Annotated in this window: 11 protein-coding genes; 5 read left to right on the top strand and 6 right to left on the bottom strand. The window is 43.4% G+C overall.

The features are described 5' to 3' along the window. Positions 1-2 precede the first annotated feature (2 nt). The 4 genes from rsmS to dinG all read right to left on the bottom strand — a co-directional run bounded on the left by rsmS (position 3) and on the right by dinG (position 3717). On the bottom strand, positions 3-173 hold the full coding sequence (gene rsmS, locus AB4503_RS06405; RefSeq protein ID WP_017055021.1) for a pleiotropic regulatory protein RsmS: 171 nt from the start codon (positions 171-173) through the stop codon (positions 3-5). Continuing rightward, complete coding sequence (locus AB4503_RS06400; RefSeq protein WP_017070024.1) at positions 163-711, bottom strand: primosomal replication protein; 549 nt, start codon at positions 709-711, stop codon at positions 163-165. The genes rsmS and AB4503_RS06400 overlap by 11 nt, the downstream gene beginning before the upstream one ends. A 22-nt stretch (positions 712-733) precedes the next feature. Continuing rightward, positions 734-1513 carry a TSUP family transporter gene (locus AB4503_RS06395; protein WP_017062114.1) on the bottom strand — a complete coding sequence of 260 codons (780 nt, stop codon included), beginning with the start codon at positions 1511-1513 and terminating at the stop codon, positions 734-736. A gap of 128 nt (positions 1514-1641) precedes the next feature. Then, a complete protein-coding gene (dinG, locus tag AB4503_RS06390; RefSeq protein ID WP_372114006.1) occupies positions 1642-3717 on the bottom strand; it encodes an ATP-dependent DNA helicase DinG in 2076 nt (691 codons plus the stop codon). 512 nt (positions 3718-4229) lie between these two features. Here dinG and AB4503_RS06385 point away from each other — a divergent pair. Together AB4503_RS06385 and AB4503_RS06380 are read left to right on the top strand one after the other, a co-directional pair. Continuing rightward, positions 4230-5195: a porin gene (locus AB4503_RS06385; RefSeq protein ID WP_372114004.1), complete on the top strand. Its 966-nt coding sequence runs from the start codon at positions 4230-4232 to the stop codon at positions 5193-5195. Positions 5196-5288: 93 nt separating this feature from the next. Continuing rightward, entirely contained in the window at positions 5289-5951 is a 663-nt protein-coding gene (locus tag AB4503_RS06380) for a DUF2057 family protein (protein WP_372114008.1), read from the top strand. A 63-nt stretch (positions 5952-6014) separates the two neighbouring features. Here the strand turns inward: AB4503_RS06380 and AB4503_RS06375 are convergent, their stop codons facing one another. After that, a complete protein-coding gene (locus AB4503_RS06375; RefSeq protein WP_372114002.1) occupies positions 6015-6743 on the bottom strand; it encodes a pseudouridine synthase in 729 nt (242 codons plus the stop codon). Between the two features lie 321 nt (positions 6744-7064). Between AB4503_RS06375 and AB4503_RS06370 the strand changes: the two genes are divergently transcribed. Beyond that, positions 7065-9290, top strand: a complete 2226-nt coding sequence (locus AB4503_RS06370; protein WP_017067848.1) for an NADP-dependent isocitrate dehydrogenase — start codon at positions 7065-7067, stop codon at positions 9288-9290. Between the two features lie 327 nt (positions 9291-9617). Here the strand turns inward: AB4503_RS06370 and cspD are convergent, their stop codons facing one another. Beyond that, a complete protein-coding gene (cspD, locus tag AB4503_RS06365) occupies positions 9618-9839 on the bottom strand; it encodes a cold shock domain-containing protein CspD (protein WP_004736548.1) in 222 nt (73 codons plus the stop codon). Positions 9840-10424: 585 nt separating this feature from the next. Between cspD and clpS the strand changes: the two genes are divergently transcribed. Both clpS and clpA read left to right on the top strand, forming a co-directional pair. Next, the gene (gene clpS, locus AB4503_RS06360; protein WP_004737430.1) at positions 10425-10745 is read left to right on the top strand and encodes an ATP-dependent Clp protease adapter ClpS; all 321 of its coding nucleotides are present in this window, start codon (positions 10425-10427) and stop codon (positions 10743-10745) included. A gap of 39 nt (positions 10746-10784) precedes the next feature. Further along, positions 10785-13058 carry an ATP-dependent Clp protease ATP-binding subunit ClpA gene (gene clpA / locus AB4503_RS06355; RefSeq protein ID WP_017062108.1) on the top strand — a complete coding sequence of 758 codons (2274 nt, stop codon included), beginning with the start codon at positions 10785-10787 and terminating at the stop codon, positions 13056-13058. Positions 13059-13147 lie beyond the last annotated feature (89 nt).

Genomic DNA, 13147 nt, shown 5'->3' with positions numbered 1-13147 from the left:
TGCTAGATGCTAGATGCTAGTTTGGCTTGTAAATCTTGCTGGACAATTTTGATTGCTTCTAACGCGACTTTTGGATCGATTTCGTTGCTTTCGAGCAGATAGATCAGGTCGACAGCTAACTTAACTTCTTCTGGTGCGTTATCCAGTGGTGATGGTGTGTTATCAGTGTTCATTTCGCTTAGGGTTCTCTAAGTTAATCAGTCTCTCAATATTTTTCATTGAGTCTTCACAGCGTTCTAATCGCTCTTTTGCTAACTGCCAAGCCTCTTCCGCTTTTTTCTTACTGTGGCGAGGCGCAGAATCAAACGCTAACTTTCGTACTCGTACTAAATCGACCAATCGCTTTTGCCAGTCTTGGTGCTGGGCGAGTTCGTTGTATAGGTCGTTCAGGGTTTTCCCTGACTTGCTTTTTCGGTCCAAGCGTAAATCGTGGTTGGCTAACTCTCTTTGGATTGCTGCAATCTGATTGGTCAGCTTTTCTGTCAGGTAGTTGGCTCTGGACGCGGTCAGTTGATTTGAGGTTTGTTCACGTACAATGGTGCGGTACGTTGCCTGAGTTTCAAGTGCATAGGGAAGCAAAACAGAGGCGCCGCATTTAAATAAGGCTCGGTCAAACAAGGCTTGATGATAAGCCCCTCGAGATTTGTCAACCTGCGAGCAATGGCCAATCAAGGTATCAATAACACTTTTTAGCTTTGAAAATTGATTCATTTCACTTCCCGTTGGCTACTGCCTATAAGTTCACAAACCAAGCTTCGTATGCCAGTTTAATTGCAAGTACGCTTACAACTGTAACAAACACAGGTCTTATAAATGTAGCACCGAACCGAATAGCAGAGTGAGCGCCAACAAATGCACCGGCCATCAAACAAAGGCCCATGGTTAAACCTAGAACCCAATCAATATGACCAAGAATCGCGAAGGTCACCAAAGAGGTAAAGTTACTGGTAAAGTTCATGGCTTTGGATAGACCAGAGGCAAGTAAGATGTTTAAGCGATAAAGCGCCATAGAGCTTACCGTCCAAAACGCGCCAGTTCCTGGGCCAGCAACCCCATCATAAAAGCCAAGAATGAATCCTTGGTACTTTTGTTTTCTCTTAAGCACAGGGCATGGCTTAGGAGACACATTATGGCTCACATCTGGAGTCTTATGAAAAATGGTATAGACCGCTGCGGCAAGAATGACTAACGGCAATACCTTCTCTAACCACTCGGTGCTAATGGCATCAACAGTGAGTGTGCCGATGGTCGCACCTATTAAAGTAGATATGAATGCATTGACCCAACACTCAGGCTTGAACAGCTTTTTACGGTAGTAAGTGAATGCAGCTGTAGATGAAGCGAAAGTCGCTGCAAGCTTGTTAGTACCCAATGCGATGTGTGGCGGTAAACCAAGCGATAGCAAAGCTGGAACGGTTAACATCCCTCCGCCACCTGCGACAGCATCAATAAAGCCTGCTGCAAATGCAACCAGAGCAAGTATGACCAACATGGTTGGCTCAATCATTTCCATAAATAGCTAGTGTTCTCGTTATCGGCTGATAGGGCAGCCACATGAAAAACCGATGGATTAGTCATGTTGGGTTGTGAATGCAAGGGCCTAGCGATGAAGGCCCATAACTACCTCAAGGGCAGGGGATATTAGTATTTTATTGTTCTTTTAAAAGGCGGTAGTGAATCGAGTAGGGACTTTCCGTATCGCTTCGTTACTATGCGTCTATCAAGGATCGTGACTTTACCAGAATCTCTTTCCTTACGCAGTAGTCTACCCACAGATTGAATAAGCTTTTTACTCGCATCTGGAACAGTAATTTGCATAAAAGGGTTACCACCGCGTGATTCAATATATTCTGAATGTGCTTGCTCTACGGGAGAGGTAGGAACACCAAAAGGAATCTTGGTAATAACGAGGTTTTCAAGAAGCTCACCCGGTAGATCAAGACCTTCAGAAAAGCTGCCAGTTCCAAAAAGAACGCTGGTTTTACCTTGGTCTATTAGCTTTTTATGTTTTTTTAGAATTTCAGTTCGTGAAGTATCGCCTTGAACCTGCAATGCCCACGACTTTTTAACGAAATCTGTTGTTAAAGCCTCTGCAACTTTGTTCATTTGCCAGTAAGAAGAGAATAGAACGAGATTGGCTTTTTTGTCTTCTATTACCTTAGGCAAAATTTCAATAAGATATTCGGTAAACTGAGGTGCTTGTGGTTCGTACTTCATTGCCGGAACGATCAGCTCAGCTTGATTCTGGTAATCAAACGGTGATGCCAAAGCCAAAAACTGTACGCCATCTTCTGCTTTTTGGCTGATACCGGCTTGATGACAAAAAAAGCTGAAAGAGTTGAGCGCCCTCATGGTCGCAGATACTAATACGGCACCCACACAGCGGCTCCAGATTTGTTGATCCAGTTGCCAACCTACCTCTAGTGGCGAAACATTCACAACGAAATCGCCTTCGCTTTCTTTATTCAGTTCGAGCCAACGAGCCAAAGGAGCGCCTTTTTCTCTCTTCGGTTCAGCCATTAAGCGCCAAACTTGAGCAAGGTTCTCTGTTCTTTGTATATAGAAGCCAATTTCTGCCAGTGCCGGCTCTGCAAGTTTTGCTGAAAGCTCGCCGTCTTTAACTCGTTCTGCAATTAGGTCTGCAATCTTCGCAACGGCTTGGCTCGCCTTTTGCGTGAGCTGCTTGAGATCTTTAGATTCATTCTCAAGCCACTCTGGTAAGTCGCCATGTTCGAAGCGATACAAGCCGTCTTCAAAGTGGTTAGCGTCAAACTGTTTACTCATTTGAGTCAGGGTAGGGATCAGCTGTTGCACTGAGTCTTGCAGCTCATTTCGAAATCGATGGACACGTTTCTCGTCAGCGAGGCCTGAAAGCTTAGTGATTGATTGATTCAAACGCTCCAACCACGATGCTGCGCCTTTTAAGCTCGCAGCCGCAGAAGAGTGATCTCTGGCTACATGCGGTAAATGGTGAGCTTCATCGAATATATAGATGCTATTTTCTGGTTCAGGCAGTATCACGCCGCCGCCTAAGTCTGCATCAGCCATCACTAAACTGTGATTGGCGATAATCACGTCTGCTTTATCTAGCTCTGAGCGAGCTTTCTGGAAAGGGCAGTCTCTATGCGTAGGCATACTGTTGTTACAGCTGTGCTTATCGCTGACAATCATCTGCCAAATCATGTTGTCGATGGGTTTTGGCCACGAATCACGGTCACCATCCCATTTACCTTGGGTTAGGCTACGATACATGGTTTGAAGTTGGTCGATATCCTTCTTCTTTGGCTTAGATTCGAACATGGCCATTTGTCCGCCATCAACCCCGCAGGCAGCGGCTAGCTTTTCGGAACAACAATAACGCTGTCTGCCCTTCGCTAATATGAAAGAAAACTCTCGATCAGTCAGTCTTCTATATAGAGGGAGATCTTTATTGACGAGCTGTTCTTGTAGCGCAACCGTCGCCGTTGATATGACTATTTTTCGGTTATTGAGCACAGCGACAGGAATAGTTGCCATTAAATAAGCCAGTGATTTCCCGATCCCGGTTCCCGCTTCTGCAACAATCATGCGATTACTTTTGTGGTATTGACCACAAAGTGTCTTCGCTATTTCTGCAACAAGGTAATTTTGAGCACGTCGAGGTACAAAGTTGTCCAACTGATTTTGGAGGTTTTGATAACTGGTGCGAATAGATTTTTGAATTTTAGTAGTTAGCATACTGTGACCTACGTAACGGAGCGAGGATAGTAGCACATATCACTAGTCGGTACATTTACGGTGAAATAGCTTGCTTTTGAATCAAAGGTAGATCTTGTTCACAAAAAAAAACTGAACCATCAGGAACTTAACTATTTTATTTATGTTGCGAAATATAAATATTAAAAAAGACTTGCTTGTAGGTGTTAAATCCTGAGATGTGGCGTTTTTACAAGTTGTTTGTGGTGTTAAATGCTGTTTTGTTCTTTTTTTGGATTATTATATTTCCTAATAAAACTAAGGATAAGCTGCTCGTAAAACTATGAAAAAAAATGTAAGTAGTTGATTTTGATTGCTTTGTGTTTTTTTAGGTTTGTTTTTAGTTTATTTGACACGCAGGATAATCTTTTGCAATCTAGACCTCGAAATTTAGTGACGGTGATTAACCAACAAAGAGTGGTAATGACCAGTCATAAAAATAAAAGGGAACCGGGCAAGGATCTCCCATTCTTAGAAAAGGCAGTGGATTTATTATGAAAAAGACTCTATTAGCGCTAGCAGTAATGACTGCAGCAGGTTCAGCAAACGCAGCTATCGAAATTTACAACCAAGATGGCGTATCTGTTGATCTTAAAGGCGATATCGAAGTTGTGTACAGCAACGAATTTGAGAAAGGCTCTTCGATGGAGCAAAAAATCGAAGATGCTGACTTCGGCTTCGATGTAAAATACATGGTGAACGCTGACTGGAAAGTTGGCGCTTACTGGGAATTTAACGGTTCTGATAACGCAAACGCTGAAAATACTAAAAACGGCGATACATACGTAGCGGCATACCACAATACTTTTGGTTCTATCAAATTTGGTCGCCTATGTACTGCTGTTGATGATCTAGGTATCGGCGGTGATGAAGCGTTCGGTATCTCTACTCTTCTAGACAATGAAACTAAAGAATGTGCTGACGAAGCTGTTCGTTACGATTTCGATAATGGTGATCTCTACGCTACGTTAGGCTACGTTCAAGATAAAGTTGACGGTTCTGATAACGCAGAAGCTGAAGGTACTAACGTAGAATACTTTGATGCTCGTATGGGTTACCGTTTCGCTGATTTCGACGTTTCTGCATTTGTTGCTAACCTTAACGCAGAGAGCGCAAACGGTGATCACCAAGGTTACGGTGCTGAGTTAGTATACTCTGGTATTGAAAACGTATACCTATCTACAGCATATTACGGTGTAGCTTCTGACGCTGATAATGATGACAACTCAGTAATCGCATTTGCTGCTGGTTACACTATGGGTCTTTGGGGCTTTAACGCTGGTTACTCAATCGGTGACCACGACGTAGACGTTAAAGATGAAGACCGTTGGTTTGTTAACTCAACTTACGCAATCGCACCAAACACTAAAGTATACGCAGAAGTGGGTGGTATCGATTCAGACAACGTTGTTTACAAAACTGATTCAGGTCTAGCTATTGGTGTTGAAGCATCATTCTAATTGACTTCTTAATTGAGTCTTAAAAAAAGCCACCTTAGGGTGGCTTTTTTGTTAGGATAAAGAGTAGTTTATTCGATTTGAAAGAGAGATATGATGAAGAAAGTATGGTTAGCTTTGGGCTTGCTTACAAGCGTTATTGGCAGTGTAAGTGCGGCAACCCTAACGCCTCAGAAAGGCGTATCAATTTTGTTCATTAATGGACAACAAGCTGAAAACAAAATTAGTGAGAATCACATTAATGAAGGCTTTAACCAAGTTCTAGTTCGCTTTGATAAAAAATTTGGTAATAGTGGAGTATACTCTTCAGCGCCTTATATATTGAGCTTTAATGTTACCGGTGATGAAGTAAAAATTAAGCCCCCAAAAGCGCGTAGTTATATTGAAGCAGAGAAGGTCTTCGAAAGCGGAAATCCTTCATGGAATGTTGTGCAAGATGAAGTGGCAATCAAATATCAACAGAATGTCATTGAGCGTAAACCCGGTTTTGCACCTTTTGGCGGGTTAGACTCCCGGTTGGTTGAGTATAATGAAAGTCATGCGATCTACTTCAAGGATGGTGTGTTACTTGATAAACCGGCTGACGCCGTGGTTTTAGTTCCTGTGGCAACAGGAATGGTTGTAGAAAATGAAGCTAAAGCTCAAACGAAAACTGCGTCAACAGAAGCTCAAAGTGTCGAGCAATTGAAAGCTTGGTATCTAAAAGCTTCTAAAAAAGAGCGCAAAGAATTCCGTAAATGGATGATAGATCAAGAGTAACCAATCTTCATGTACAAAAAAAGCGAGACTAATAAGTGTCTCGCTTTGTTGTATTGCTATGACTTAAATCTCTTTCCACTCACCAGGCTGAAGCTGCCCTACATTCATGTTGCCCATTGAATAGCGAATAAGTCGCAGGGTAGGGAAGCCGATATTTGCTGTCATTCGTCTCACCTGACGGTTACGCCCTTCAATGATAGTAATCGCTAACCATGTTGTCGGTATTGCGGCTCTGAAACGCACTGGAGGGGTTCTTTCCCACACAACAGGTTCAGACATCATCTCGACCTGAGCAGGCAGTGTCATGCCGTCTTTTAGCTCCACGCCTTTTCTCAATTTATCTAAATCTTCCTCAGAAGGTGCGCCTTCAACCTGCACCCAGTAAGTCTTTGGCGATTTTGAGTTTGGTTGAGTTAATTTAGCTTGGAAGATGCCATCATTGGTCAAGACCATTAATCCTTCACTGTCGCGATCAAGTCGACCCGCCGCGTAAACATCTTTAACCGGAATAAAGTCGGCGAGTGTTTTCCTGCCTTCGCCATCAGTGAAGTGGCTGAGAGTATCGAAAGGCTTGTTGAACAAAATGACTTTGCGATCTTCGAGCGCAACCTTAGGTTTTGCATTGGTAGGCTTGCCTTTATATCGGTGCTTGCTTGAGTGAGATTTGTTGTGCGAATTGCCAGTGTTATTCTTATCACTGCTTCGGCTTTGTCTATTACCGCTTTGTTTTAATGTTGCACCAGAACGAGCCGGTTTGTCTGAACGAGATGCGCTGCGTGAGCGAGTAGACATGTTAACTACCTTGCAAAAATGTAAACGAAGTGTGCTGAAAAGTTTTCACTGAAACGGAATTGAGCTATCATTTGCGCGCCTAAAAGACACAAAATAGAACAAGTTGATGGACTCTTAAGCCTGATTTGTTTAATTATACCTTCGTGTTTTATTATAACAACGCACTCACGGATTTGGTTCATGCTGTCATCAAGATTGTATGAAAAATAAGATAGAGTACGACTATCGAGTAAGCAGTTTTCACTCTTAGAGTGGCTTACTGGTCAATTTATAACACGCTCACTACTTTAAATGAGCTTGTAAGAACTATAGGGAAATTTCATGCCTACTGAAAAACCAACGATCATCTATACCATTACAGACGAAGCTCCGGCGCTAGCAACATACTCTCTGCTGCCTATCATTCAATCTTTTACAGCTTCTTCTGGTATTAACGTTGATACTCGCGACATTTCACTTGCAGGGCGTATTATTGCCAACTTCCCTGACTATTTGAACGAAGAGCAACGTATTGGTGATGCATTAGCAGAACTAGGTGAATTGGCTAAGACACCAGAAGCAAACATTATCAAGCTTCCAAACATCTCTGCATCTGTACCTCAGCTTCAAGCAACAATCAAAGAGCTACAGTCAAAAGGTTACGCACTTCCTAATTACCCAGAAGAAGCAAACACTGACGAAGAGAAAGCAGTAAAAGCGACTTACGACAAAATCAAAGGCAGTGCAGTAAATCCAGTATTGCGTGAAGGTAACTCGGATCGCCGCGCTCCACTTTCTGTTAAAAACTACGCGAAGAAGAACCCACACTCAATGGGTGCTTGGTCTGCAGATTCTAAGTCGCACGTTTCAAGTATGGACGACAAAGACTTCTTCGGTAGCGAAAAGTCAGTAACCATTGAAGGTGCTACAGAAGTTAGCATTGAATTCGTTGGCAAAGATGGTGCGAAGAAAACATTGAAGCCAGCTTTTGCACTGCAAGATAAAGAGATCATTGATGCGTCAGTGATGAATAAGGCCGCTTTGGTTGCATTCTTCGAAAAAGAAATCGCATCGGCTAAAGAGCAAGGTGTACTGCTTTCTCTTCACTTGAAAGCGACGATGATGAAAGTATCTGACCCAGTGATCTTTGGTCACGCGGTTAAGGTTTACTACAAAGACGTATTTGCTAAACACGGTCAGCTGTTTGAAGAGCTAGGCGTTGATGTAAATAACGGCATCGGTGATGTCTACGCGAAGATTGATGCGCTTCCTCAAGAGCAGAAAGAAGCAATCGAAGCTGACCTGCAAGCGGTATACGAGACTCAGCCACCACTAGCGATGGTTGATTCGGACCGTGGCATTACTAACCTACACGTACCAAGCGATATCATTGTGGATGCATCTATGCCTGCAATGCTGCGTTCTTCTGGTCAAATGTGGGATCCAGAAGGTAAGCAAAAAGATACCAAAGCAATGATCCCAGATCGTAGCTACGCGAGCATTTACCAAGCGGTTATTGATTTCTGTAAAGAGAACGGCGCGTTCGATCCAACAACGATGGGTAGCGTACCAAACGTTGGCTTGATGGCTCAAAAAGCGGAAGAGTACGGTTCTCATGATAAGACTTTCATCCTTGAAGCTGCTGGTCAGGTTCAAGTTGTTGACGCTTCAGGCGCTGTGCTTCTTGAGCAAGACGTAGAGGAAGGCGATATCTTCCGTATGTGTCAGGTTAAAGATGCACCAATCCAAGACTGGGTTAAGCTTGCGGTAACGCGTGCTCGTGCATCGGGTGTTCCAGCGGTATTTTGGCTAGATGCGTCACGCGCACATGATGCTCAGCTTATCAAGAAAGTTGAAGCATACCTTCCTGAATACGATACCGATGGTCTTGAAATTAAGATCCTTGCTCCACTTGAAGCGACTCAATACTCACTGGTTCGTATCAAAGAAGGCCTAGATACTATTTCGGTTACTGGTAACGTATTACGTGATTACCTAACTGACTTGTTCCCGATTTTAGAGCTTGGTACATCAGCTAAGATGCTATCGATTGTTCCACTAATGAACGGTGGTGGTCTGTTTGAAACAGGTGCTGGCGGCTCTGCTCCTAAACATGTTCAACAAGTAGAGAAAGAAAACCACCTGCGTTGGGATTCTCTAGGTGAATTCTTGGCACTAGCGGCATCTCTAGAGCACCTGAGCGTAGTAACAGGTAACGCTAAAGCACAAGTTCTAGCTGATGCGCTTGATAAAGCGACGGGTGAGTTCCTTGATAACAACAAGTCTCCTTCACGTCGAGTAGGTGAGCTTGATAACCGTGGTAGCCACTACTATCTAGCGGCATACTGGGCTAAGGCGCTTGCTGAGCAAACGGCTGACGCTGATCTTGCTGCTGAGTTTGCAGGTGTGGCAAGTCAACTGGCTGAAAGTGAAGAAGCGATCGTTGCAGAGCTGAACAACGCTCAAGGTGTGGCTGGCGACTTAGGTGGTTACTACCTACTTGACGATGCATTGGTTTCAACACTAATGCGCCCAAGCTCAACGCTAAACGCGTTTATTGATGCATAGTGATTGGACTCATCGTTAGCCAGTCATGAACGTGATTTGCTAACGAGTTGCTTAGGCTGATAGCTAAGTTATAGATAAAGTCAAAACGAAAGACGCTTTAACGATAATGTTAAAGCGTCTTTTTTCTGTCTAATACTTCTTAAGACCTAGCTTAAGGGGAGTAGCTCTTCGAGCTCATTGTCCAGTGAGCAACTTTAGAGCCCCCAAAACGAAAAAAACCGCTCACGTAATCCTGTGTTACAGGTATTAAATGAGCGGTTTCAATATTCTGTTTACCTGTCAGCCGTTAATGACGACTGATGGAGGTTAACATGAGTTTGCATTCGCCTATTTTGCGGCGCTGCCTTCTACAGGAACAACGGAGCTAGCATGCGAGCCTTTAGGTCCACTTTCTACTTCATAGTCGACCTGCTGACCAGCCTTTAAGGTTCGATAACCTTCCATTTGTATTGTGGAGTAGTGCGCGAAAATATCGCCGTCTTCACCTTCTGGACAAATAAAGCCAAACCCTTTGGCATTGTTAAACCATTTTACTGTACCTGTAGCCATGCTATACATCCCTCATGCATTTTGTTACTAACGTTGTTATATCAATTGTTGTAAGTGCGATTGATATCATTCCTACCAGCTAAAGAATTTCAGCTAATAGCTTGAATCTCGTACATTGCTTACGGAAATTAACGCTACCCTGCGTAATTATTCCTTATTGTTAATTTTTGAAGCGTGTTACTGATTATAATTCATGTTGCAAAAGTGTATTAAAAAACCTTTTAGCTCCAATGTAGCTAATGATTGAGCACAGTCAATAGTAAATTGGTATAAAAGTGATCAATTTTAATAACAAATCACATTCGAGATTAACCGCAAACTATTAACCAAATAGTAACTTAGCGGTAATCTTATCGTTAGTATCAATAGTTATGGCGTCTTTTTAATCAATCACATATGTTAATCTTGTTAATCGAGATCTTTTATTTGCAGCGATGGAAATGGTGGATTAGGCTCAGTATAGAGGAATATTTTTTGGTACTGTTTCTAGGTGCAGTTTCTTAGTACACGGTAAAGCGTGAATGTGGTAAATTTGAGTTAGGTAAACACTCACGACTTCCGAAAAATAACCCTTAGCAAAGCGATATGAGCAGAAACTTTGAATGGGCATCTCCAGGCTCAGATTTACTGGAGAAAGAAGCAACAAAAGTAAAGCCACCGGCGATGTATAACGTTGTGTTGAATAACGATGACTACACGCCCATGGACTTTGTAATCGAGATCCTAGAGCGATTCTTCTCACTAGATATCGAAAAAGCAACGGAAGTGATGCTCAAGGTTCATTATGAAGGTAAAGCTATATGCGGCACATACAGTGCTGAAATAGCGGAAACAAAGGTAGCGCAGGTCACGATGTACTCAAAGGAAAATGAGCATCCGCTACTATGTACAATGGAGCAAGTATAAATTGCTCGAACAACACTGTTGTTCCCTTAGGAGGTACTTATGCTAAATAAAGAATTAGAGACGAGTTTAAATGGTGCATTTGCTCGTGCGCGAGACAAGCGACATGAATTCATGACTGTCGAACACCTCCTACTAGCATTATTAGAAAATGATGCGGCCAAGGAAGCGCTCCAAGCTTGTCAGGCTGATCTCGATGCTCTTCGCAATGAGCTCGATATTTTTATCGATCAAACGACCCCACTTATCCCTGAAAGCGACGAAACTCGCGAAACTCAGCCTACGTTGAGCTTCCAACGAGTACTTCAACGCGCTGTTTTTCATGTTCAATCTTCAGGTCGCAGCGAAGTAACAGGTGCTAACGTACTTGTGGCTATTTTTAGTGAGCAAGAATCTCACGCGGCATATCTTCTTAAGAAAAACGACATTAGTCGCTTAGATATTGTTAACTTCATCTCACACGGTATTACCAAAGCGAGCAACGAAGGCGACAGTCCTTCATCATCCGATTCATTTGGTGGTGCAGAAAATGCTGAAGAAGCTAACTCTGAAGACCGTTTAGAAAATTTTGCTACTAACCTTAACGAAGTCGCAAAGCAGGGCAATATTGACCCACTAATCGGTCGTGACAAAGAGCTAGAACGCACTATCCAAGTTCTGTGTCGTCGTCGTAAGAACAACCCTCTGTTAGTGGGTGAAGCGGGGGTAGGTAAAACTGCCATCGCGGAAGGTCTTGCATGGCGCATCGTTGAAGGACAAGTGCCTGAAATCATTCAGAGCAGCGTAATTTATTCTCTAGATATCGGTTCACTGTTAGCCGGAACCAAATATCGTGGTGACTTTGAGAAACGTTTTAAAGCGATTCTTAAGCAACTGGAGAAAGAAGAAGACGCGATTCTGTTCATCGATGAGATCCACACCATTATCGGTGCCGGGGCTGCATCGGGTGGTCAGGTTGATGCGGCAAACTTAATTAAACCACTACTAAGCAGTGGCAAATTACGTTGCATCGGTTCAACAACGTACCAAGAGTACAGCAGTATTTTTGAGAAGGAGCGTGCTTTAGCTCGTCGCTTCCAGAAAATAGATATTATTGAACCATCGCTAGACGATACGACCAAGATCCTGATTGGCTTGAAGCCAAAATACGAAGCTCACCACGAAGTGCGCTACACCAACAAAGCGTTGCGTGCCGCTGTGGAACTGTCAGCTAAATACATTAATGAACGCCACCTTCCTGATAAGGCCATTGACGTAATCGATGAAGCGGGCGCTCGTAGTCGTTTGGCACCTGCAAGCCGTCGTAAGAAAACGGTAAGCGTGGCTGATATTGAGTCAATGGTTGCGAAAATGGCGCGTATTCCTGAAAAGTCAGTATCGTCTTCAGACAAAGATACACTCCAGAAACTGGATGAGCGCATGAAAATGTTGGTATTCGGACAAGACCCTGCAATCGATGTATTGAGTGAAGCGATTAAGCTGACCCGTGCTGGATTGGGTGCAGACAATAAACCTGTTGGTTCATTCTTGTTTGCTGGTCCTACTGGTGTCGGTAAAACAGAGGTGACTGTTCAGCTGTCTAAGTTGATGGGTATTGAGCTTCTGCGCTTTGATATGTCTGAGTACGGTGAGCGACACTCAGTGAGCCGCTTGATTGGTGCGCCTCCTGGTTATGTTGGTTACGACCAAGGTGGTTTGCTAACGGATGCCGTAATCAAGAACCCGCACTCTGTTGTGTTACTGGATGAAATCGAGAAAGCTCACCCAGATATCTTTAACTTGCTACTGCAGGTAATGGATAACGGCACGCTAACTGACAACAATGGTCGCAAAGCGGACTTCCGTAATGTGATTCTAGTGATGACGACCAACGCAGGTGTGGCTGAAACCGAGAAGAAATCGATCGGCCTGATCCAACAAGATCATGCGCCAGATGCGATGGGCGAAATCAAGAAGGTATTTACTCCTGAGTTCCGTAACCGTCTTGATAATATCATTTGGTTCAACAGCCTTGACCCAAGTGTGATTAGCCAAGTAGTTGATAAGTTCATTGTCGAGCTTCAGGTTCAACTGGACGCTCGTGGCGTGTCTTTAGAGGTTTCTGAGGATGCTCGTCACTGGTTAGCTGATAAAGGCTATGACAAGACCATGGGTGCTCGTCCAATGGGACGTGTTATTCAAGAGAAGCTTAAGAAACCACTTGCTAACGAGTTACTGTTCGGTAGCTTGGTTGATGGCGGTACGGTTAAAGTATCCCTGAAAAAAGACGAATTGGATTTCATCTATGTTGGTGCTAAAGAAGAGGTCATGCACTAACGAAGTGATTGATAAATCAAAGGCTTAAATATAAAACGCATGACTTAGGTTGTGCGTTTTTTTATGCTTGCGAGATGCGAGATGCGAGA

Source organism: Vibrio sp. 10N.222.55.B11 (assembly GCF_041473705.1).
GTDB classification, from domain to species: domain Bacteria; phylum Pseudomonadota; class Gammaproteobacteria; order Enterobacterales; family Vibrionaceae; genus Vibrio; species Vibrio crassostreae_C.
Note: the sequence above shows the minus strand (reverse complement) of the source record. Positions and strands in the feature narration are given on the sequence as shown.